Here is a 22,334-nt window from a genome sequence, read left to right as displayed (position 1 = left end):
ATGGCGATGAAAAAGTTGCTCATAGCGTCGCTGCTGTTCGGCAGCGCCACTGCATACGGTTCAGACGGATTCGTGGTTCGGGACATTCACTTTGATGGTCTTCAACGTGTCACCGTTGGTGCAGCATTACTGAACATACCAGTTCGGGTGGGTGATACGGTTAGTGACGAAGATATTAGCCGCACGATTCATTCATTATTCGCAACTGGAAACTTTGAAGATGTTCGTGTCTTACGTGATGGCAATTCACTTGTTGTTCAGGTAAAAGAACGGCCAACCATCGCCAGCATTACGTTCACCGGCAACAAATCGGTGAAAGATGACATGCTCAAGCAAAACCTTGAAGCTTCTCGTGTTCGTGTTGGTGAAGCCCTTGACCGTACTATGCTGTCTAATATTGAGAAGGGACTGGAAGATTTCTATTACAGTGTTGGTAAATACAACGCGACAGTAAAAGCGGTTGTCACGCCACTACCCCGCAACCGTGTTGATTTGAAGCTTGTTTTCTCTGAAGGCGTTTCTGCCAAGATCCAACAAATTAATATTGTTGGCAATAAAGCCTTCTCAACCAACGAATTGCTTAATCAATTCCAACTTAGGGATGATGTTCCCTGGTGGAATATGACGGCTGATCAGAAATACCAGAAACAAAAATTGGCAGGTGACCTTGAAACCTTGCGCAGTTTCTATCTAGACCGAGGTTATGCGCGTTTCAATATTGACTCGACTCAGGTTAACCTGACGCCAGACAAGAAAGGTATTTATATCACTGTCAATATCAAAGAAGGCGATCAGTACAAAATCGCAGATGTTGATTTGAATGGTAATTTAGCTGGTTACCAGTCCAAAATCGAAGAATTGACTAAAATCGAACCAGGCTCGCTGTATAACGGTGCAGAAGTAACCAAGATGGAAACTGCCATCAAAAATCTGCTTGGTCGTCACGGTTATGCTTATCCTCGCGTAATGACACAACCTGAAATCAACGATACCGATAAGACGGTTAAGCTACATGTGAATGTTGATGCTGGCAATCGCTTCTACGTGCGTAAAATTCGTTTTTCAGGCAACGATGTGAGTAAAGATTCAGTATTACGCCGTGAAATGCGTCAAATGGAAGGCTCTTGGCTGGGGAGTGATTTGGTTGAACAGGGTAAAGAACGCCTAAATCGATTAGGGTATTTTGACTCTGTTGATGTGGAAACGGAACGTGTACCGGACAGCCCAGATCAGGTGGATGTGGTTTACAAAGTCAAAGAACGTAATACTGGTTCTATGAACTTTGGTGTTAGCTTCGGTACAGAAAGCGGCATGGGTTTCCAGGTTGGCCTCCAACAAGCCAACTGGTTGGGAACGGGGAATTCCGTCAGCATCAACGCCAGTAAAAATGATTATTCAACCTCGGCCGATTTATCCATGACTAACCCTTACTTTACCGTGGATGGTGTAAGTTTGGGGGGGCGGATGTTCTATAACGATTTCCGCGCCGATGATGCTGATCTTTCGAATTACACTAATAAAGCTTACGGTACTGAGGGAACGCTCGGCTTCCCATTGAATGAAAATAATGGCCTGTCATTTAGACTGGGTTATATACATAACTCTCTGTCTAACATGCGACCACAGCGTGCGATGTGGCGTTATTGGAATAAAATGGATAAGTATCCAAATTTTAAAGACAAGGCACAATTTGACTCCAATGATTTCACCGTCACCGTAGGGTGGGTTTACAACAATCTTGACCGTGGTTTCTTCCCAACATCTGGCCTGAAATCATCTCTGGATACGAAAGTGACAATTCCTGGCTCAGATAACCAGTTTTATAAAGTCACCTGGAACTCAGCAGCTTATTATCCACTGGATGATAATCGCTCATGGGTGCTGATGGGACGCACACGTCTGGGATATGGCGGCGGTTTTGGCGGTAAGGAAATGCCATTCTATGAGAACTTCTATGCCGGTGGTTCCAGTAGTGTTCGTGGCTTCCGGTCGAATAATATCGGTCCGAAAGCGGTTTATTTAGATGAAAGTAGTAAACCAGAGAAAAATAGCCCATCCCGCGATGCCGTAGGTGGTAATGCGACGGCAGTTGTTAGTTTCGAACTGATTACCCCGACACCGTTTTTGGATGCTAAATATGCTAACTCCTTGCGGACTTCGCTATTTGTGGATGCGGGAACCGTGTGGGATACCAACTGGGATAAGACTGAAGCTGGAGTGCCAGACTATAGTAAGCCAAATAACATCCGGGTTTCGGCCGGTATTGCTTTGCAATGGATATCACCATTAGGGCCATTGAGCTTCTCTTATGCGAAGCCAATTAAGGAATATGCAGGTGATAGAGCAGAGCAGTTCCAGTTTAATATTGGCGGAGTTTGGTAATTATTAATCATTTTTGGTAAAAATCGCCCTATTATTAGATAGAGCGATATGAAGAGTGGATCCCAGGTTCAAAAAGGTAAATGACACAGCTCAATGGGATAGGCTCTAAAGTCTTCCAATCTGTAAAAATAGCGTAGGTCAAAGGAGTTTATAGTGAAGAAAATATTGTGTGCAGCAAGTTTGGGTCTAGCATTAGCGTTCTCTGCGGGTGTACAGGCGGCAGATAAAATTGCTTTAGTGAACGTTGCTGAGGTTTTCCAACAGTTACCTGCCCGTGAAGCTGTGGCAAAACAATTGGAAAATGAGTTTAAAGGCCGCGCAACCGAATTACAGCGTATGGAATCTGATCTGCAAACTAAGATCCAAAAATTACAGCGTGATGGCTCAACCATGAAAGCCAGTGAACGCGAAAAATTGGAAAAAGAAGTGATGGCGAAACGTGATGACTTTGCTCAGAAAGCGCAAAGTTTTGAAAACGACAACCGCCATCGTCAAATGGAAGAGCGCAGTAAAATTCTGAACCGTATCCAAGATGCAGTTAAAGTGGTTGCCGGCAAAGAAGGTTACGATGTTGTTCTGGATGCGAGTACAGCAGTGTATTCTGCATCTGGTAAAGATATCACTGCAGAAGTACTGAAACAGGTTAAGTAAGTAGATGGTTTCAATTCGATTGGCTGATCTCGCTCAGCAGTTGAATGCGCAATTGCGCGGTGATGGCGATATCGTCATCACCGGTATTGCACCGATGTATTCAGCAAATAACGAGCAAATTACATTTTTATCTGACAGTCGTTATACTGACAAGCTTGCTACCTGTCAGGCTGCGGCAGTTGTATTGCGCGAAGCAGATCTCCCTTACTGCAAAGTTGCCGCGTTAGTTGTTAATGATCCTTACCTTGCCTATGCACACATGGCGCAAATTATGGATACAACACCGAAACCTGCACAGGATATCCACCCATCAGCAGTTATTTCCTCTGAGGCGGTACTGGGCAAAAATGTGGCGGTGGGTGCCAATGCGGTTATCGAATCCGGCGTTATGCTTGGTGATAATGTTATCGTTGGTGCGGGTTGTTTTATTGGAAAAAATGCGCAGATTGGTGCAGGAACCCGTCTTTGGGCCAATGTATCGATATACCATAATGTTGAAATTGGTGAGTCGTGTCTAATCCAATCGGGGACTGTTATAGGTTCTGACGGTTTTGGTTATGCCAATGAGCGTGGAAATTGGGTTAAAATTCCACAGCTAGGCACAGTAGTCATCGGAGATCGCGTTGAAATCGGCGCTGGCACGACAATTGATCGCGGCGCATTGGATAACACTGTCATCGGTAATGGTGTTATCATAGACAACCAATGTCAGATTGCCCACAACGTGACAATTGGAGACAACACCGCAGTGGCTGGTGGAGTCATTATGGCGGGCAGTTTGAAAATTGGCCGTTATTGTATGATTGGTGGAGCTAGTGTCATCAATGGGCACATGGAAATCTGTGACAAAGTAACCGTGACTGGTATGAGCATGGTGATACGCCCAATTACAGAGCCTGGCGTATATTCGTCGGGATTCCCGTTACAACCGAACAAAGTTTGGCGCAAGACTGCCGCTTTAATCATGAACATCAATGAGATGAATAAGCGCTTGAAGTCAGTTGAACGCCAACTGAAAGGTGAAAACGAGTAATCATACCCGAATCTTGGATAGACATTTTTGATTAAACGTTTTTTGTTAGCATTTTTGGTTGTGCTTTTGATTTTTGCGGCCTGCCTGATAACTCTGAATTTGGAGTTAACGCAGGCCGTGTCGTTAATATTATGATTCTTATATGACAGGAAGAGTATTTAGATGAGTGATAATCATACTCTGCAAATTGAAGAGATTTTAAATTTACTTCCTCACCGTTACCCATTTTTGTTGGTAGACCGTGTGTTAGATTTTGAGGAAGGTAAATTTTTGCGCGCAGTCAAGAATGTATCATTTAATGAACCATTCTTTCAGGGACATTTCCCTGGTAAGCCTATTTTTCCTGGTGTTTTGATCCTTGAAGCAATGGCTCAAGCGACGGGCATTCTGGCGTTCAAAAGTGTTGGATCACTGGAGCCAGGTGAATTGTATTACTTTGCAGCGATTGATGGCGCTCGTTTCAAGCGTCCGGTTCTGCCAGGTGATCAAATGATCATGGAAGTAGAATTTATTAAAGAACGTCGCGGAGTTGCGCGTTTCAGGGGCGTAGCGAAAGTCGATGGAGAAGTGGCTTGCGAAGCTGAAATGATGTGTGCTCGCCGTCGTGAGGCTTAATCCATGATTGATCAAACCGCTGTTATCCATCCCTCTTCCATTGTTGAAGAGGGAGCTGTTATTGGTGCCAATGTTCGCATTGGCCCATTTTGTTATATCGGGGCCCAAGTTGAGATTGGTGAAGGGACTGAATTGAAATCCCATGTTGTGGTTAATGGGATAACCAAGATTGGCCGCGATAACCAGATTTATCAATTTGCTTCCATCGGTGAGGTCAATCAGGATCTCAAATATCAGGGGGAGCCTACCTGCGTTGAAATTGGTGACCGTAATCGTATCCGTGAAAGTGTTTCTATCCACAGAGGCACTGTTCAGGGTGGCGGAGTGACTAAAGTTGGCAGTGACAACCTGTTGATGATTAATGCCCATATTGCCCATGACTGTATCGTTGGTGATCGTTGTATCATTGCGAATAATGGTACATTAGGCGGGCATGTTATTCTGGGTGATTACGTCATTATTGGTGGAATGACAGCCGTGCATCAATTCTGTCAAATTGGTTCTCACGTGATGGTCGGTGGTTGTTCCGGCGTTGCCCAGGATGTTCCTCCTTACGTCATTGCACAAGGGAATCATGCGACACCTTTCGGATTGAATATCGAAGGCCTGAAGCGTCGTGGGTTTGACAAAGAATCGCTGCATGCGATCCGTAATGCCTATAAGGCACTTTATCGCAGCGGAAAAACGTTAGAAGAAGCCAGACAAGAAATTGATCTTCAGGCAGAAAATAACACGCATGTGAAAGTATTCAGTGATTTTCTGGAAAATTCCTCAAAATCCAGCCGTGGCATTATTCGTTAATAAGTAGATGAAGGATACTCCTTTGACTACCTTTTCTTCTGTTGATAATCAGCGCCCGCTGACAATTGGTTTAGTCGCCGGAGAAACATCCGGTGATATCCTTGGGGCAGGGCTGATTCGCGCATTGAAAACAAAAATTCCGCACGCCCGTTTTGTCGGTGTTGCTGGCCCTCTTATGCAGGCAGAAGGTTGTGAAGTCTGGTATGAGATGGAAGAGCTGGCAGTAATGGGGATCGTTGAAGTTTTGGGACGTTTGCCCCGTTTGCTGAAAATACGCAGAGACTTAACCGCACGTTTTACCGCCTTGAAGCCGGATGTGTTTATTGGCATTGATGCTCCTGATTTCAATATCACCTTGGAAGGCCGACTGAAACAGCAGGGGATTAAAACGATCCATTACGTTAGCCCATCAGTATGGGCATGGCGTCAGAGACGCGTGTTTAAAATTGGTCGGGCGACGGATTTGGTATTAGCATTTTTACCTTTTGAAAAAGCTTTTTACGATCGATTTAACGTTCCGTGCCGATTTATTGGGCATACGATGGCAGATGCAATACCTTTGCAACCGGATAAAGCCGCCGCCAGAAAAATTTTGGGTATTCCAGAGGTTGCGCACTGTCTGGCGATCTTGCCCGGCAGTCGTCATGCTGAAGTTGAAATGCTCAGTGCTGATTTCTTAAAAACCGCACAATTATTGCAGGGAAAATTTTCCGACCTGCATGTATTGGTTCCATTAGTTAATGCCAAACGGCGTGAACAGTTCCTGCAAATTAAAGATGAGATAGCTCCGAATCTGCGGCTCCATTTATTGGAGGGGAAAGCGCGCGAGGCCATGATTGCCAGCGATGCCACTTTACTTGCATCCGGTACGGCAGCACTGGAGTGTATGCTGGCCAAATGCCCGATGGTGGTAGGCTATAGAATGAAACCTTTTACATACTGGCTGGCAAAACGCTTGGTGAAAACACCTTATGTTTCCTTGCCTAACCTGCTGGCAGGCAAAGAATTAGTCAGAGAGTTACTACAGGATGAATGCGAACCACAAGCGTTATCAGAGGCGTTGTTACCTCTTTTGCAAGGTGGTGCAGATGTGGAAACGTTGAAACAAACGTTCTTGCATCTACATGAGAGCATTTGCTGTGATGCCGATGAACAGGCTGCGCAAGCTGTTCTGGAATTAGCGAGAAGATAATGGATTTTATTTATCCACAGGCGAATTTGATTGCCGGTGTTGATGAAGTTGGGCGTGGCCCATTGGTAGGTGCTGTTGTCACTGCGGCGGTTATTCTTGATCCGGCTAAACCCATTGCAGGCTTAATGGATTCAAAAAAACTCACGGAAAAACGCCGTGAGGCGCTGTATTTGGAAATAAAAGAAAAAGCCTTGTGTTGGAGTCTCGGTCGTGCAGAGCCGGACGAAATAGACCAGCTCAATATCCTCCACGCCACAATGCTTGCTATGCAAAGAGCGGTTGAAGGGTTGGCACTCACACCGGATTATGTCCTGATTGATGGCAATCGATGTCCGGCATTAGCTATGCCAGCTCAAGCCGTCGTTAAGGGGGATAGCCTGGTTGCAGAAATAAGCGCCGCTTCTATTCTTGCCAAAGTAACACGTGACAGGGAAATGACAGAGCTGGATAAACAGTTCCCTGACTACGGATTTGCGAAACATAAAGGTTATCCTACGCCCCTTCATCTGGAAAAATTGGCTTCTTTGGGCGCTACGCAGCATCATCGTAAGAGTTTTGCGCCAGTTAAACGGGCGCTAGGTCTTGGATAAAAATCTGGGATAAGTATCTGGACAGACTATGACAGAACCACGTTTTGTACACTTACGTGTTCACAGTGATTATTCAATGATTGATGGCTTGGCTAAGACCGGCTCATTGGTGAAAAAAATCGCCAAATTGGGAATGCCGGCTTTTGCGATCACGGATTTTACCAACTTGTGTGGATTGGTGAAGTTCTATGGCAGTGCCCACGATGCCGGTATCAAGCCAATTATTGGTGCGGATTTTTATGTGGAAAGTGATTTATTGGGCGATGAATATGCCCATCTGACGATCCTTGCCCGTAATAATGAAGGTTATCAAAACCTGACCTTGCTGATCTCTGAGGCTTATCAAAAAGGTTATAACGCAATTGGTCCCACTATCAAGCGGGAATGGCTGGTCAAATACAAAACCGGATTGATCCTACTGTCGGGTGGGCGCATGGGAGACGTGGGTAAATTCCTGCTGCGTGGCAATCGTGTGATGGTGGATCACTGCCTCGATTTTTATCAGGAACATTTTCCTGACAGCTATTACCTTGAGTTGATCCGCACTGGACGTCAGGATGAAGAAAACTATCTTCATGCTGCTGTGGCGCTGGCGTCAGAAAAAAATCTTCCCGTTGTGGCAACCAATGACGTTTGTTTTCTTGAGAGTGAGGATTTTGAAGCCCACGAAATTCGGGTTGCTATCCACGATGGTTATGCCCTGTCTGATCCGAAACGCCCTAAAAATTACAGCCCTCAGCAATATCTACGCAGTGAACAGGAGATGTGTGAGCTTTTTTCAGACATTCCTGAAGCGTTACAAAATAGCGTAGAAATTGCTAAACGCTGTAATGTCACAATCCGTCTTGGTGAGTATTTTCTGCCGCAGTTTCCGACGGGAGAAATGAGCACTGAAGATTTTCTCATTGAAAAATCCAGGCAAGGGCTGGAAGAACGTCTGGAGTTTCTCTATCCCGATCCGGAACTCAGGGCGCAGAAACGTCCAGAATATGATGAACGCCTCGATATTGAGCTGAACGTTATCAACCAGATGGGATTCCCTGGTTACTTCCTGATCGTGATGGAATTTATCCAATGGTCAAAAGATAACGGTGTTCCCGTTGGCCCAGGACGAGGTTCTGGTGCCGGCTCCCTTGTCGCTTATGCGTTAAAAATTACCGACCTCGATCCGCTGGAATTCGATCTGCTGTTTGAACGTTTTCTTAACCCTGAACGTGTTTCTATGCCCGATTTTGACGTCGATTTTTGTATGGAAAAACGTGATCAGGTTATCGATCACGTAGCAGACATGTATGGACGAGATGCGGTATCACAGATCATCACTTTTGGTACGATGGCGGCGAAAGCGGTTATCCGCGACGTTGGGCGTGTCCTTGGACACCCATATGGCTTTGTGGATCGAATTTCCAAACTGGTGCCTCCTGATCCCGGCATGACACTGGAAAAAGCCTTTGCAGCCGAGCCACAGCTACCTGAAATTTACGAAGCGGATGAAGAGGTTAAGGCGCTGATCGACATGGCGCGCAAACTGGAAGGTGTCACACGTAACGCAGGTAAGCATGCTGGTGGTGTTGTCATTGCACCAACCAAAATTACTGACTTTGCACCGATTTATTGTGATCCTGAGGGGCTGAACCCAGTTACCCAGTTTGACAAAAACGATGTGGAATATGCCGGCTTGGTTAAGTTTGACTTCCTTGGCCTGAGAACCCTAACCATCATCAACTGGGCACTTGAGATGGTGAATGCACGCCGTGCTAAGAAGGGTCTGGAACCGATTGATATCACGGCTATTCCGCTGGATGATCAAAAAAGTTTCGATATGCTGCAACGCTCTGAAACCACGGCCGTGTTCCAGCTTGAATCGCGCGGAATGAAGGATTTAATCAAGCGCCTGCGTCCTGACTGTTTTGAAGACATGATCGCATTGGTGGCACTGTTCCGTCCTGGGCCGTTGCAATCAGGTATGGTAGACAACTTTATCGACCGTAAACATGGGAGGGAAGAACTCTCCTATCCTGATGTTGAATGGCAGCATGAATCCTTAAAACCCGTATTGGAGCCAACTTACGGTATCATTCTGTATCAGGAACAGGTGATGCAGATTGCACAGGTTTTAGCCGGTTATACCCTTGGCGGGGCAGATATGTTGCGCCGTGCAATGGGTAAGAAAAAACCAGAGGAGATGGCTAAACAGCGGTCAGTATTTGAAGAGGGGGCGGTAAAACAGGGCGTTGATGGTACGCTCGCCATGAAAATCTTCGATTTGGTGGAGAAATTCGCGGGTTATGGCTTTAACAAATCTCACTCAGCAGCTTATGCGTTAGTTTCTTACCAAACCTTATGGTTGAAAGCGCACTATCCGGCAGAATTTATGGCTGCTGTGATGACTGCGGATATGGATAACACCGAAAAAGTCGTTGGGCTGGTGGATGAGTGTTGGCGCATGGGGCTGAAAGTTCTTCCTCCTGATATTAATAGCGGCCTGTACCATTTCCATGTCAATGATGATGGAGAAATTGTCTACGGCATTGGTGCGATTAAAGGTGTGGGGGAAGGGCCGATTGAAGCGATTATTGAAGCCCGACAGCAAGGGGGGCATTTCAAAGAGCTATTTGACCTGTGCGCACGCGTTGATATCAAAAAGATAAACCGCCGTGTGATGGAAAAGCTGATTATGTCCGGTGCCTTTGATAGGTTAGGACCACATCGTGCGGCATTGATGTCCTCTCTGGAAGGTGCTTTGAAAGCTGCGGATCAACATGCCAAAGCCGAAGCCACAGGTCAAACAGATATGTTTGGCGTATTAGCTGAAGAACCAGAGCAAGTTGAGCGTTCATATGCCAGCACACCAAAATGGCCAGATCAGGTGGTATTAGATGGTGAGCGGGAAACGCTGGGTTTGTACTTAACTGGACACCCAATTACAGGTTATTTGAAAGAGATTGAACGATATACCAATGGATTACGTCTAAAAGATGTGAACCCGACACCTCGTGGTCAGGTAACAACTGTGGTAGGTTTGGTATTAGCTTCCAAAATAATGACAACCAAACGGGGAAACCGGATTGGTATCAGTACATTAGATGATCGTTCAGGACGTCTGGAAATCATGCTGTTTTCTGATGCATTGGAAAGGTATCAGCATTTATTAGAACAGGACAAGATTTTGATTGCTACCGGACAAGTCAGCTTTGATGACTTCAGCGGTGGGCTTAAAATGACAGTTCGTGAACTAATGGATATCAGTGAGGCACGTGAAAAATTTGCACGTGGGCTTGCTATCTCGTTATCAGACAGGCAAATTGATGAACAATTATTGAGCCGTCTCCGTGGTGCATTGGAGCCACACCGTTCAGGTACAATACCGGTTCATCTTTATTACCAGCGGGTAGATGCCCGCGCCCGTTTACGATTCGGGGCGACATGGCGGGTAACGCCAACAGACACCCTTTTGACCGATCTGCGAACTCTGCTGGGTAATGAGCAGGTAGAATTAGAATTTGACTAGAATAGGAACATTATGAGTCTGAATTTTCTGGATTTTGAACAGCCAATTGCCGAGCTGGAAGCGAAAATTGATTCGCTTACCGCAGTTAGCCGTCAAGATGAAAAGCTAGATATCAATCTGGATGAAGAAGTCCAGCGTCTGAGGGAAAAAAGCCTAGAGCTGACTCGCAAAATTTTCGCTGATTTAGGGGCATGGCAAATTTCCCAGCTATCACGTCATCCACTGCGCCCTTATACATTGGATTATATTCAGCGCATATTTACGGATTTTGAAGAATTAGCGGGTGATCGTGCCTATGCTGATGACAAGGCCATTGTGGGAGGGTTAGCGCGTATTGATGGTCGTCCTGTCATGGTGATAGGCCATCAGAAGGGGCGTGAAACCAAAGAAAAAATCCGCCGCAATTTTGGTATGCCATCACCGGAAGGTTATCGCAAGGCATTGAGATTGATGGAAACAGCCGAACGTTTCAAATTGCCAATCATTACTTTCATTGATACGCCTGGCGCATATCCTGGGGTAGGTGCAGAAGAGCGAGGTCAGTCAGAAGCCATTGCCCGTAACCTGCGTGAAATGTCCCATCTTTCTGTCCCTATCATCTGTACAGTGATTGGCGAAGGGGGTTCTGGTGGAGCGTTAGCGCTTAGTGTTGGTGATAAAGTCAATATGTTGCAATACAGCACCTTCTCTACTATCTCTCCTGAAGGCTGTGCTTCCATTTTGTGGAAAAGTGCTGAAAAAGCACCATTGGCGGCTGAAGCAATGGGGAATACAGCTCCACGTCTGAAAGAGTTGAATCTGATTGATACTGTCATTCCTGAGCCATTGGGCGGAGCGCACCGCCACTATGAAGAAATCGCTGAAACATTGAAGACTCAACTGTTGGCTGATCTTTCTGAATTGAGCGAACTGGACAGTGAAGAATTAGTCAACCGTCGTTATGAACGTTTAATGCAGTACGGTTATTGCTAAGATCTGAAAATTTTTAATCGCTAATCGCAGGTGGAAATACGGAGAAGTGATAACTCTCTGATTTTTCCACCTGTTTTGTTGTTTGTAAGGGCGAAATCATTACGGCATATATAATCTAATATTATCATGCCCAATAACATTGGGATGGAATAGGTGCCTTGTGGGCTGGGCTTTAAAATAATAAGTTGAGTTTTTCTATGGCCAAATATAAATATATTATTTATGCGTTTTCCTGCGTGTTTATCTGGAGTTTTATTCCTGCTATATCGCGTTTTGGTCAGAAAGAGATGGATCACTTCCAATATTTATTCTGGTCAAATATTTTGTCTGTTTTAGCGGTATTTGTCGTTGCCCTCATGATGGGGAGAAATTGGAAAGGAATTTTATTCATTCCTTTGCCCGTTATGCTTAAAGTTCTGATCTTAGGTGCTTTGGATTGTTTCTTCTATTTGCTGCTTTACTATGGCTATTCCATTGAAAATGGTGTTGCTGTGTTGGTAATCCAATATAGCTGGCCGTTAATGATTATTGGATTATCATTTTTCCTGTTTAAAGAAAAATTGACGATCAAGCAAATGATTGGCATTGCAATGGGCTTTATGGCTGTTGTGATCACGTTCACGAAAGGAAATATTACCGAGATTGCGGTGGAACATCCACAGGCATTGTTGCTGGTATTTAGTGGAGCATTTTGTTTTGCATTAATGTCAGTATTATCGAAGCAGTTTGCTATTGATCCCTATATTAGTACATTTTGGGTATTTCTCTGTTCTACCTTAGTTTCCGCGGTATTTATGTTTGCTTTCAGCAGCATTAACTTGCCTGTCAGTGATTCTCTGATGCCAACATTACTTAACGGCATCATACTGAATGGGGTTTCTTATATTATTTGGTTTAAGGCCATGAATGGCCCTGATTCCCATAAGGTTGCCTCAATCCTATTTTTATCGCCCGTCTTGTCGATGATGTGGATCATATTGTTTTTTGGTGATGCGTTTGTCCCTGCCTATGTGATTGGGTTAGTGTTGGTGATTATTTCTGGATTACTCTGTATCAGTGCTAAAAGAAAGAATTCCGAACAAAATGAATTGATGGATGATCTGATTGAGGATTGATCAGGCAAATGAAAAAAGGTTTGGTTCCATAATGGCAAATATTCATGATCTTTTATTTATGACATTGGCAGAACAAATTGGTCAGCATAAAAAGATTTTGGTCGGATTTAGCGGTGGATTGGATTCCACCGTATTGCTACATTTACTTGTTCGTTTGCGAAATCAATCTTATCAACTGAATAGTGAACGAATGATGTTAAGGGCAATCCATATTCATCATGGCTTAAACCCAAAGGCGGATTTATGGGTCGAACATTGTCGCCAGATTTGTGCTGACTGGCAGGTAGATTTCCGAACCGAAAAAGTCCAGCTTAATACTCGCCAGAATGGGATTGAAGCTGCGGCGCGAAATGCACGTTATCACGCATTCCAACGTGAGTTACAGCCGGATGAAGTTTTAATAACGGCGCAGCATCTTGATGATCAGGCAGAAACGTTTTTATTAGCACTGAAACGGGGCAGTGGTCCGGCAGGATTATCTTCCATGCCTGCCAGAATGCCATTTGCGGGAACGACATTGATTCGCCCATTGCTAAATGTAAGTCGTGCAGAATTGGAAGAGTACGCACAGACACAAAAATTACAGTGGGTAGAGGATGACAGTAATCAAGATGAGCGTTATGACCGTAATTTCCTGCGACTGAATATCATGCCGTTACTCCATCAGCGTTGGCCTCATTTCTCACAAGCCGTTTCCCGCAGTGCCAGCTTGTGTGGCGAGCAAGAACAATTGCTGGATGAATTACTGAAAGAATCTTTGGATTCATTGATTACAGCGGAAGGTTCGATCTCTATTCCTCCTCTGGAAGACAGTTCTGAAGTAAAACGAAATGCGTTGTTGCGGCGATGGCTCAATCAGTGTGGGGTAAAAATGCCGGCACGCGAGCAGCTTCAACGCATTTGGTCAGAAGTGGCACTTGCCAGACAAGATGCGGAGCCGCGTTTTAGATTAGGGCAATATGATATTCGTCGTTATCGGCAGCAACTTTGGCTACTTCCCCAATACCAGGATCTGGCGGGAACGATTCTTGAATGGGATTTACAGCAGGCATTGACGTTACCAGATGAATTGGGAACGCTGTTTTGTTCTAAAGAAAACGGTATTACAGTGAGAAAGCCAAACAGTAATGAGCAAGTGACAATTCGTTTTGGTTTTCAGGGTAATAGTGTTCGGGGTAATAATGTTCGGGGCAATATTAGCATTGTGGGACGACAACATTCCCGTCACAGTAAAAAACTGTGGCAAGAGTTTGGGATTGCGCCTTGGCTTAGGGAAAGAATTCCTTTGCTCTATTACAACGAAAAACTGATAGCCGCATTGGGGGTTTTCATCACAAAAGAAGGGCAAAATTTGCCGGATGACGAAGGAATTTCAGTTCAGTGGAAGACAATTGCACTTCATATTTAATGGTATAGTTGGTCACGTAGTGGTAGACGTTACTGATTGGGTTTTGGAAATTTCTTTTTACATAAAAAGTCCTTATATAAAATAAGGACTTTTGGCAGAAGATCCTAATCGTTATTGGCGATCAGATTTAAGAATGCTCGATAACAATCGTTCCAATCTCTGGATTGCTGAAACTGATAATGTAATCTAACCTTAATTCACGGGTTCCTTCATTTGAATCGATGAGAAGATATTCAATTTTTTTTCTTAAAATCAGTTTATTAGCTTTTCCTTCAAATGTTTCACCATCTCGCAATTGGAGATGCAAATGTAGCTGACGTTGGCATGCCAGCTCAAGGTTATCGTAATCATCACAGTTAATGGGTTGATATTCTTCGTTATCTATAGACATATTTGCTCACCACTATTTTGCTTACCACATGTTAGTGGCGGTTATCGTGCCGCCCGTGATTGACCCAAATCAAATGCAAAATGCTACTTACGACTATAGCACAGTAAGCTTCTCGTGATGACTGAATAAGTCGGTGGGAATGTCGTTAAAACAGGAAGCAGATTAAACTTGCATCTTACCATTACGCCATAAAATAAAGTCATGCTATTTGATTGCTCTCTCCGTGCATTTCGCAACTCAGTGGAGTAATGTCAATCTTGTTATGTACACCTTATGCTTAACTTGAAATCAAAGGGTTATCTTTTGAATTTATTGGATCGAATGATGAATAAAAAAATATTGCTTGTATTGTTGGTTGCTGGTGTGTTCACCGCTGCGGGGTGTCAAAATACTTCCGTAACTCAGGAGAGCTTTGTATCTCAGGAAAAGTATCAGCCAACAGAGAAAGTGTTTAGTGGTGTTGTGCCTTGTGCCGATTGTGCAGGTATCGAGACTACCTTACAACTTGCTAAAGATGGGACATATATATTGGGGCAAACCTATTTGGAAGCCAAACATGAGGAAAATACTTTCTTTGAAACAGGTCATTGGGTGATAAATGGTAAAAAGATTGTCTTAAGTGATCAAGACGGTCAAAAATCTTATTATCAGATGAAAGGCGAAAACTTAGGTTTGCTGGATATCAACGGTGATCCCATTCAATCAAGTTTCAATTATGAATTAGATAAAATCAAACCGAAAAAGCTGACCGGAGAATACAGCTATTTTGCTGATTCCGCTCTCTTTACGGAATGCGGTACAGGAAAGCGTTATGATGCTGCGGAAAATATCGATTTAGAACGTGGCTATAGCGCCATGGGAGTAGAAGGTGGAACCCCTGTTTATGTGGAAGTAGAAGGCTACTATACGCTTCGCCCTTCAATGGAAGATGGGCTGTTTGAGCATGCAATCGTTCAAACAGGTAAAATTCGTTTTGATAAAACCTCTTCCTGCCATACTAAAAAATAATAGATAATAGCGGTGCATAACTCATTGAAAAACCTGCGTAATGAATACGCAGGTTTTCTTAATTAACGCTGACAAACAAAATTAAGCTTGTTGAATATGACCCTTCAAGTAATCAACAATATCTTCCAGTTTCAGCATTTGCTTATCACCAGTGCGGCGGTGTTTATATTCGATCTCACCGTTATCTAGGTTACGATCACCGATAACCAGAGTATGTGGTACACCGATCAGTTCCATATCAGCAAACATAACGCCAGGGCGTTCTTTGCGATCGTCGAAAATGACATCAATGCCGCTGGCACGTAAGTCTGCATATAATTTTTCAGCAACTTCTTTCACGCGGTAAGATTTGTGCATATTCATTGGCAGAATAGCCACCTGGAATGGGGCGATAGCATCTGGCCAGATAATACCACGATCATCGTGGTTCTGCTCAATGGCCGCTGCAACGATACGGGTGACCCCAATCCCATAGCATCCCATAGTGATAATTTGATTATGCCCATCTTCATTTTGCACAGTGGCTTTCAGGGCATCAGAGTACTTGGTGCCTAATTGGAAGATATGACCAACTTCAATACCACGCTTGATTAACAGCGTTCCTTTACCATCAGGGCTGGCGTCTCCTTCAACGACATTACGGATATCAGCCATTTCTGGTAGAGGTAAATCACGCTCCCAGTTAATGCCGAAATAGTGTTTGTCATCAATATTGGCGCCAGCACCAAAATCACTCATGACAGACACGCTACGGTCAATAATGATAGGCATAGGCAGGTTGACTGGACCTAAAGAGCCAGGGCCTGCTTTCACAATGGCACGGATTTCTTCTTCGGTAGCGAAAGTCAGCGGGCTGGCTACCATAGGCAATTTTTCTGCTTTGATCTCATTTAATTCATGATCACCACGTACCAGCAAGGCAATGAGTTTATGTCCGCTTTCTTCTGCGGCATGAACGATCAGAGTCTTAACGGTTTTTTCAATTGGCAGATCAAATTGTTCGACCAGCTCAGCAATCGTTTTGGCGTTTGGTGTATCGACCAGTCGCATCTCTTCAGACGGAACCGCTCGCTCCTGAGAGGGCATCACAGCTTCTGCCAACTCAATATTAGCCGCATAGTTAGAATCGGTAGAGAAAACGATATCATCTTCACCACTGTCTGCCAGAACCTGGAATTCATGAGAAGCACTTCCACCGATTGAACCCGTATCAGCCAGAACTGCGCGGAAATCTAAGCCGATGCGGGTAAAAATCTTACTGTAAGCATCGTACATCTTATCGTAAGTCTCTTGCAGGGACTCTTGGTTGGTGTGGAAAGAGTATGCATCTTTCATGATAAATTCACGTGAACGCATAACACCAAAACGTGGGCGAACTTCATCACGGAATTTGGTCTGGATTTGGAACAAATTCAGCGGAAGCTGCTTATAGGAAGTAACTTCGTTACGAACCAGATCAGTAATCACTTCTTCATGAGTTGGTCCCAAAACGAAAGGGCGTTCACCGCGATCAACAAAACGCAGTAATTCTGGGCCATATTGTTCCCAACGGCCACTTTCCTGCCACAAATCTGCTGGCTGAACTACTGGCATGGAAACCTCAACCGCTCCCGCATTATTCATCTCTTCACGAACAATGTTTTCAACTTTTCTCAATGCGCGGACACCGGTTGGCATCCAGTTGTATAGGCCTGAAGCGAGTTTACGGATCATTCCAGCACGAAGCATCAGTTTATGACTGACGACTTCTGCATCAGCAGGCGTCTCTTTTAAAGTAGAGAGCAGATATTGGCTAGTACGCATAGTAAGTTTCCATTGGATAGCGAAAAATAAAGACAAATCGCTAGTCTACCAGCGAGCTTGCGATGTCAAAAGGAGTTTTAATGGTGTTCAATAGAAACCACTTCTGTTATGGCATTAAAAACTCGCCAGCGGACGTTAAAATCCAAGAGATGAGCGGCGTATATACGGTCTTCCTGCGCTTTTTTACGGTAGGCAGGACGAGGATCTTGAGCCAATACTTGGCTGATAAAGCGTCTCAAATGAGGGTAATGGGTTTTGTGGGATAAAAGTTGGTATTCTGCTTCTGGTGAGAAGTTAACTGCCATGTCTGCTGCGGGAGCTGTCTGGGCGAAACCAGCCTTGGCTTCTGGACGTGATTCGGCAAAAGGCAGGTAGGGCTTGATGTCGATAACCGGTGTACCATCCACCAAATCCAGGCTACCAAGTTCCAAAATGACGCGGTTGTTCTCGCATTGAATATCTCTCAATTCCACCAATGACATGCCGATTGGGTTGGGGCGGAAGGTTGAACGGGTGGCAAAAACCCCCATTTTGGCGTTTCCTCCCAAACGGGGTGGGCGCACCAATGGATTCCAGCCACTATCCATGGTTTGATGGAACACAAAAATAATCCATAGATGACTGAATTGCTTCAGCCCGCGTACTGCATCAACCTGATTGTAAGGCGCAAGTAATTCTAGCTGCCCTGTACCATCTTCAACCAAACCCGGTTGACGGGGAATGGCAAATTTCTCTTTATAGGGAGAATGAATGGTTCCTATTTGCGTAAAATGAAAATCTGCCATGAGCACTTTTTTATAATAATTTAGACACAGTTATTTATTGGTTGTTAGTAATGCAGTTCCTTCGCAAATGGCAATTTGGTAGCAGCCTTGGCCAGGTAAAATCGCACATTGATGAAGTAAGACCGCGTTTGCGTTTAGATAAGATGCTTTTGTCAGCATATTTTGCCGTGCAGTGGCGATACTGGCGGGAGAGTCTTGCAGCGTATTACGGCAGGATTCTCCGGCTACAATACCTAACTCTTTAAATGGTAAACCTAAAAGTTCATCTGGCTTAGTATATAGACGGACATAAGAGGGCATCTTATTTTTCTTGATGGACTGATGTTTCAACTCCGGTTCCGATATACCAGATTTATTGGACTGGGTTGGCAATGAAGTACACCCAGTTATAAAGAGCGCTATGAAACAGATAGGTAACACACGCATTGAGTTGAATCCTTGTATTGTAATAGCGTCAGTGAGAATAAAAATGGGTGGATAAAAGTATCCACCCAATGATTTTAATCTTGAACGACTGAATAGGAAAGATTACCAGCCTTTTACTGCACCACCTTTGAAGACTTCATCGGCTTCTTTTGCTACTTCTGGAGATTGGTACGCTTGCACAAATTTTCGTACATTTTCTGCGTCCTTATTATCTTCGCGGCTGACAATAATATTGACGTAAGGTGAATTTTTATCTTCAACAAAGATCCCATCTTGCTCTGGTGTTAAACCAATCTGTCCCGCATAAGTGTTATTGATAATCGCGAAAACAATCTTTTGGTCATCCAGTGAACGTGGCAATTGTGGTCCTTCCAACTGTACGATATCTAAGTTCTTAGGATTGCCGGTAATATCCAAAATCGTTGGCAGCAGACCAACACCCTCTTTCAGAGTGAGAAGACCTTGTTTTTGTAATAACAGTAGAGCGCGGCCTTGGTTAGTCGGATCGTTGGGGATGGCAATTTGAGAACCATCTTGCAATTCATCCAGTGACTTAATTTTTTTGGAGTAGGCTGCCATTGGGAAAATGAAAGAGTTACCAACAATTGCCAATTTGTAGTTACGTTCTTTCACTTGTTGATCTAAAAAAGGCTTATGCTGGAAGACATTCACATCGATATCACCCTTACTCAATGATTCATTTGGCAGAACGTAATCATTGAATGTTGTCAGCTCAACATCAAGGCCATATTTATCTTTAGCCACTTGTTTAGCAACTTCAGCAACTTTAAGTTCAGGTCCTGCAATAACACCAACTTTGATATGGTTTGGATCGCGTTGTTCCTGTCCGCAACCAGCAAGAATCAATGTACCTAATAATGCGCTGATTGTAGCAATGGATTTCAATTTTACTGACATATTTTCACCCCTATTGAATACTGATTTATAACCTGTCTTATCAAGTTACTGCGTACTACTAATAATGAGGCTCTTATTCCCTTCATTTTTCAAGTTGTTGATTTGCAGACTGAAGCTTGAAATTTGTTGGGTGTAGGTATAAGCCTTGTCACCTTGTTGAAATAATTTATTTACGATTAACGGCTTTCACTAAACGATCACCGCTGAACTGAATCAAGAACACTAAAACAACCAATAATGCTAATACGGTATTCATCACTGTCGCATCGTAGCCAATATAGCCATATTGATAGCCAATTTGGCCGAGGCCACCGGCACCAACAGCTCCACCCATTGCAGAATAGCCAACCAATGTAATTAAAGTGATGGTTGCGGCATTAATCAAACTAGGCAATGCCTCTGGCAATAAGATCTTTTTGACAATCTGAAACGGTGTTGCTCCCATTGCACGTGCGGCTTCAATTAAACCAGTCGGAATTTCCAATAATGCATTTTCTACCATGCGGGCAATAAACGGAGCCGCCCCTACGGTCAGAGGAACAATTGCTGCCTGCAAACCGATTGATGTTCCTACAATCAGACGGGTAAATGGGATCATCCATACCAATAAAATAATAAAAGGTATTGAACGCGTGATATTTACCAATGCAGAAAGTATACGATAAAGTGTAATATTTTCAACTACTTGACCAGGGCGAGTAAAATATAGAAGCACACCCGCAGGCAAACCAATAACAAAGCCAAAGAAACCAGAGACGAAAGTCATAACGAGGGTTTCCCAGACTCCTTTAGCCAATAATAAAATCATTCCTTCAGACATAACCGAGAACCTCTACTTTCACATGATGCTCTTCTAAAAATGCAATTGTTGATTTGATGCTATCGCTTTCCCCATCTAATTCAGCCAGCATAACCCCAAACTTAACACCACCGGCGTAGTCAATTTGGGAACTTAATATACTGATGTCGATATTAAAGCGGCGAACGGCTATCGAGATTACAGGTGCATCAACTGATTTACCTGTGAACTCCAGCTTCAATAATGGACTGCGATCAGGGGCAGATTCCGGTTGCAACTTCTGTAAGTAATCTTCAGGAATATCCAAATGCAACGTAGATTTGATAAATTCTTGCGCAACCGGTGTCTTAGGATGCGAAAATATTTCGCTCACAACATCTTGTTCGATCAATTGACCACCACTGATGACGGCAACTTGATCACAGATACGCTTCACGACATCCATTTCATGGGTAATGAGCAGAATGGTCAAACCCAGTCGACGGTTAATGTCTTTTAATAATTCCAGAATAGAGCGAGTTGTTGCTGGATCCAGAGCGCTGGTGGCTTCGTCACACAAAAGTACTTTGGGAGAATTTGCCAGAGCCCGTGCAATAGCAACACGCTGCTTTTGACCTCCAGATAAATTGGCCGGATAAGCGTCATGCTTTTCAGCAAGTCCAACTAATTTTAGTAATTCGTTAACCTTGGCCTTTATTTCAGCTTTTGGCGTGTTATTAAGTTCCAAAGGTAACGCGACGTTGTCAAACACGGTTCTGGATGATAATAAATTAAAGTGCTGAAAAATCATACCAATATGACGACGTGCATGCGTTAGTTCACGTTCTGAAAGAGAAGTGAGATCCTGCCCTGCCACTAATACCTGACCAGAAGTCGGCCGTTCAAGCATATTCACACAGCGAATTAAGGTACTTTTGCCTGCACCGGAAGAACCAATAACACCATATATTTGTCCTTGTGGGACATGTAGATTGATATCTGAAAGCGCTTTTATCGTGCGCGTTCCTTGTTGAAATATCTTATTTATCTGAGTCAGTCTTATCATTTTTTTTCTTATTAGATGTAAAGATGAATGACTTGAGAACATTTCAACAAGTCATGAATTAAAGTGGATGTTAAGGCGTCTAGACGTCTAAGTCAACTGGAAATAAATTAAATGCTGCATTCTCAATCAGTAATAAATCATGCGATACTGCCCACTTGGTACATTCTTGGAGTAATCAGGTGACTCAAGGTATTCCCGCCGTATTTTTAGATCGTGACGGCACGATTAACATTGATCATGGCTATGTACATGAGATAGATAATTTTCAATTTATTGATGGTGCTATTGAAGCCATGCTTGAATTGAAAAAAATGGGCTACGCACTGGTCTTAGTTACCAACCAGTCAGGCATTGCACGCAAGATTTTTACTGAAGATCAATTTATGCAATTAACAGAATGGATGGATTGGTCATTGGCGGATAGAGGTGTTGATCTTGATGGCATCTATTATTGTCCGCATCATCCTGAAGCAGAGGGTGAAGAATATAAGAAAAGCTGTGACTGTCGTAAGCCACAACCAGGTATGTTGTTAGATGCACAGAATGCATTACATATCGATATGTCCTCTTCTTATATGGTAGGAGACAAAATAGAAGATATGTTGGCAGCTAAAGCTGCGAAAGTTGGAACCAAGGTTCTCGTTCGTACAGGAAAACCGATAACAGAAGAAGCGGAACAAGCTGCGGATTTGGTGGTTAATAGCTTGTCAGACGTGCCAAATGCAATAAAAAATAGGCAAAAATAACCTTTTGGATTAAATTGTGAGCGGTTAAATAAAAAATCACAAAAAAGACTTGCCTAAATTAGAAGGCTCCCTATAATGCGCATCCGTTGTCCCGACAAACACACAAACCTGTTGAGATGACAACGTGAAAAGCCCGAAAAAAT

The 22,334-nt window shown here is 43.8% G+C and carries 20 protein-coding genes; 13 read left to right on the top strand and 7 right to left on the bottom strand.

The genetic code is table 11. The annotated features are described in order from the left end of the window. The 11 genes from bamA (at window position 1) to tilS (ending at window position 14,270) form a co-directional block, all read left to right on the top strand. On the top strand, window positions 1-2,382 hold the full coding sequence (gene bamA, locus Xish_RS05250; protein WP_099118679.1) for an outer membrane protein assembly factor BamA: 2,382 nt from the start codon (window positions 1-3) through the stop codon (window positions 2,380-2,382). 153 nt (window positions 2,383-2,535) lie between these two features. Beyond that, a complete protein-coding gene (gene skp, locus Xish_RS05245) occupies window positions 2,536-3,033 on the top strand; it encodes a molecular chaperone Skp (RefSeq protein ID WP_099117004.1) in 498 nt (165 codons plus the stop codon). A 4-nt stretch (window positions 3,034-3,037) separates the two neighbouring features. After that, window positions 3,038-4,066 carry a UDP-3-O-(3-hydroxymyristoyl)glucosamine N-acyltransferase gene (gene lpxD, locus Xish_RS05240; RefSeq protein WP_099117003.1) on the top strand — a complete coding sequence of 343 codons (1,029 nt, stop codon included), beginning with the start codon at window positions 3,038-3,040 and terminating at the stop codon, window positions 4,064-4,066. Between the two features lie 162 nt (window positions 4,067-4,228). Next, a complete protein-coding gene (gene fabZ / locus Xish_RS05235) occupies window positions 4,229-4,681 on the top strand; it encodes a 3-hydroxyacyl-ACP dehydratase FabZ (RefSeq protein WP_092517739.1) in 453 nt (150 codons plus the stop codon). A gap of 3 nt (window positions 4,682-4,684) precedes the next feature. Then, window positions 4,685-5,482 (top strand): acyl-ACP--UDP-N-acetylglucosamine O-acyltransferase, encoded by a 798-nt coding sequence (lpxA, locus tag Xish_RS05230; RefSeq protein ID WP_099117002.1) that lies wholly within the window; start codon window positions 4,685-4,687, stop codon window positions 5,480-5,482. 7 nt (window positions 5,483-5,489) lie between these two features. Beyond that, window positions 5,490-6,674, top strand: a complete 1,185-nt coding sequence (gene lpxB / locus Xish_RS05225; protein WP_099117001.1) for a lipid-A-disaccharide synthase — start codon at window positions 5,490-5,492, stop codon at window positions 6,672-6,674. Then, complete coding sequence (gene rnhB, locus Xish_RS05220) at window positions 6,674-7,264, top strand: ribonuclease HII (protein WP_099117000.1); 591 nt, start codon at window positions 6,674-6,676, stop codon at window positions 7,262-7,264. The genes lpxB and rnhB overlap by 1 nt, the downstream gene beginning before the upstream one ends. Window positions 7,265-7,292: 28 nt before the next feature. Continuing rightward, window positions 7,293-10,775, top strand: coding sequence for a DNA polymerase III subunit alpha (dnaE, locus tag Xish_RS05215; RefSeq protein WP_099116999.1), 3,483 nt, complete (start codon window positions 7,293-7,295; stop codon window positions 10,773-10,775). Between the two features lie 12 nt (window positions 10,776-10,787). After that, window positions 10,788-11,747 carry an acetyl-CoA carboxylase carboxyl transferase subunit alpha gene (gene accA / locus Xish_RS05210; protein WP_099116998.1) on the top strand — a complete coding sequence of 320 codons (960 nt, stop codon included), beginning with the start codon at window positions 10,788-10,790 and terminating at the stop codon, window positions 11,745-11,747. 197 nt (window positions 11,748-11,944) lie between these two features. Further along, window positions 11,945-12,862, top strand: coding sequence for a DMT family transporter (locus Xish_RS05205; protein WP_099116997.1), 918 nt, complete (start codon window positions 11,945-11,947; stop codon window positions 12,860-12,862). Window positions 12,863-12,893: 31 nt separating this feature from the next. Beyond that, on the top strand, window positions 12,894-14,270 hold the full coding sequence (gene tilS / locus Xish_RS05200; RefSeq protein ID WP_099118678.1) for a tRNA lysidine(34) synthetase TilS: 1,377 nt from the start codon (window positions 12,894-12,896) through the stop codon (window positions 14,268-14,270). 127 nt (window positions 14,271-14,397) lie between these two features. On the opposite strand, the gene rof is transcribed toward tilS, so the two are convergent. After that, window positions 14,398-14,661: a Rho-binding antiterminator gene (gene rof / locus Xish_RS05195; RefSeq protein WP_074020298.1), complete on the bottom strand. Its 264-nt coding sequence runs from the start codon at window positions 14,659-14,661 to the stop codon at window positions 14,398-14,400. A 321-nt stretch (window positions 14,662-14,982) separates the two neighbouring features. On the opposite strand from rof, the gene nlpE reads away from it, so the two are divergent. Beyond that, complete coding sequence (gene nlpE, locus Xish_RS05190) at window positions 14,983-15,669, top strand: envelope stress response activation lipoprotein NlpE (protein WP_341865751.1); 687 nt, start codon at window positions 14,983-14,985, stop codon at window positions 15,667-15,669. Window positions 15,670-15,750: 81 nt separating this feature from the next. Here nlpE and proS read toward each other — a convergent pair whose 3' ends face one another. The 6 genes from proS to metN all read right to left on the bottom strand — a co-directional run bounded on the left by proS (window position 15,751) and on the right by metN (window position 21,445). Then, window positions 15,751-17,472, bottom strand: coding sequence for a proline--tRNA ligase (gene proS / locus Xish_RS05185; RefSeq protein ID WP_099116996.1), 1,722 nt, complete (start codon window positions 17,470-17,472; stop codon window positions 15,751-15,753). Between the two features lie 77 nt (window positions 17,473-17,549). Further along, window positions 17,550-18,257 carry a tRNA (N6-threonylcarbamoyladenosine(37)-N6)-methyltransferase TrmO gene (gene tsaA, locus Xish_RS05180; RefSeq protein WP_099116995.1) on the bottom strand — a complete coding sequence of 236 codons (708 nt, stop codon included), beginning with the start codon at window positions 18,255-18,257 and terminating at the stop codon, window positions 17,550-17,552. Window positions 18,258-18,287: 30 nt separating this feature from the next. Further along, the gene (rcsF, locus tag Xish_RS05175; protein WP_099116994.1) at window positions 18,288-18,683 is read right to left on the bottom strand and encodes an Rcs stress response system protein RcsF; all 396 of its coding nucleotides are present in this window, start codon (window positions 18,681-18,683) and stop codon (window positions 18,288-18,290) included. Window positions 18,684-18,785: 102 nt separating this feature from the next. Then, window positions 18,786-19,601 (bottom strand): MetQ/NlpA family lipoprotein, encoded by an 816-nt coding sequence (locus Xish_RS05170; RefSeq protein ID WP_099116993.1) that lies wholly within the window; start codon window positions 19,599-19,601, stop codon window positions 18,786-18,788. A gap of 166 nt (window positions 19,602-19,767) precedes the next feature. Next, window positions 19,768-20,421, bottom strand: coding sequence for a methionine ABC transporter permease MetI (locus Xish_RS05165; RefSeq protein WP_099116992.1), 654 nt, complete (start codon window positions 20,419-20,421; stop codon window positions 19,768-19,770). Continuing rightward, entirely contained in the window at window positions 20,414-21,445 is a 1,032-nt protein-coding gene (gene metN / locus Xish_RS05160; protein ID WP_099116991.1) for a methionine ABC transporter ATP-binding protein MetN, read from the bottom strand. Before metN ends, Xish_RS05165 begins: the two co-directional genes overlap by 8 nt. A gap of 179 nt (window positions 21,446-21,624) precedes the next feature. Between metN and gmhB the strand changes: the two genes are divergently transcribed. Next, window positions 21,625-22,191: a D-glycero-beta-D-manno-heptose 1,7-bisphosphate 7-phosphatase gene (gene gmhB / locus Xish_RS05155; RefSeq protein ID WP_099116990.1), complete on the top strand. Its 567-nt coding sequence runs from the start codon at window positions 21,625-21,627 to the stop codon at window positions 22,189-22,191. The last annotated feature ends 143 nt before the right edge of the window (window positions 22,192-22,334 follow it).

The organism is Xenorhabdus ishibashii (genome assembly GCF_002632755.1).
In the GTDB taxonomy this organism is placed as follows: Bacteria; Pseudomonadota; Gammaproteobacteria; order Enterobacterales; family Enterobacteriaceae; genus Xenorhabdus; species Xenorhabdus ishibashii.
Note: the sequence above shows the minus strand (reverse complement) of the source record. Positions and strands in the feature narration are given on the sequence as shown.

Bases quoted from the DNA above. Each gene is read 5' to 3' on its own strand.
- bamA (WP_099118679.1), top strand. From the start codon at position 1: ATGGCGATGAAAAAGTTGCTCATAGCGTCGCTGCTGTTCGGCAGCGCC.
- lpxD (WP_099117003.1), top strand. From the start codon at position 3,038: ATGGTTTCAATTCGATTGGCTGATCTCGCTCAGCAGTTGAATGCGCAA.
- fabZ (WP_092517739.1), top strand. From the start codon at position 4,229: ATGAGTGATAATCATACTCTGCAAATTGAAGAGATTTTAAATTTACTT.
- lpxA (WP_099117002.1), top strand. From the start codon at position 4,685: ATGATTGATCAAACCGCTGTTATCCATCCCTCTTCCATTGTTGAAGAG.
- lpxB (WP_099117001.1), top strand. From the start codon at position 5,490: ATGAAGGATACTCCTTTGACTACCTTTTCTTCTGTTGATAATCAGCGC.
- rnhB (WP_099117000.1), top strand. From the start codon at position 6,674: ATGGATTTTATTTATCCACAGGCGAATTTGATTGCCGGTGTTGATGAA.
- dnaE (WP_099116999.1), top strand. From the start codon at position 7,293: ATGACAGAACCACGTTTTGTACACTTACGTGTTCACAGTGATTATTCA.
- accA (WP_099116998.1), top strand. From the start codon at position 10,788: ATGAGTCTGAATTTTCTGGATTTTGAACAGCCAATTGCCGAGCTGGAA.
- Xish_RS05205 (WP_099116997.1), top strand. From the start codon at position 11,945: ATGGCCAAATATAAATATATTATTTATGCGTTTTCCTGCGTGTTTATC.
- tilS (WP_099118678.1), top strand. From the start codon at position 12,894: ATGGCAAATATTCATGATCTTTTATTTATGACATTGGCAGAACAAATT.
- rof (WP_074020298.1), bottom strand. From the start codon at position 14,661: ATGTCTATAGATAACGAAGAATATCAACCCATTAACTGTGATGATTAC.
- nlpE (WP_341865751.1), top strand. From the start codon at position 14,983: ATGATGAATAAAAAAATATTGCTTGTATTGTTGGTTGCTGGTGTGTTC.
- proS (WP_099116996.1), bottom strand. From the start codon at position 17,472: ATGCGTACTAGCCAATATCTGCTCTCTACTTTAAAAGAGACGCCTGCT.
- tsaA (WP_099116995.1), bottom strand. From the start codon at position 18,257: ATGGCAGATTTTCATTTTACGCAAATAGGAACCATTCATTCTCCCTAT.
- rcsF (WP_099116994.1), bottom strand. From the start codon at position 18,683: ATGCGTGTGTTACCTATCTGTTTCATAGCGCTCTTTATAACTGGGTGT.
- Xish_RS05170 (WP_099116993.1), bottom strand. From the start codon at position 19,601: ATGTCAGTAAAATTGAAATCCATTGCTACAATCAGCGCATTATTAGGT.
- Xish_RS05165 (WP_099116992.1), bottom strand. From the start codon at position 20,421: ATGTCTGAAGGAATGATTTTATTATTGGCTAAAGGAGTCTGGGAAACC.
- metN (WP_099116991.1), bottom strand. From the start codon at position 21,445: ATGATAAGACTGACTCAGATAAATAAGATATTTCAACAAGGAACGCGC.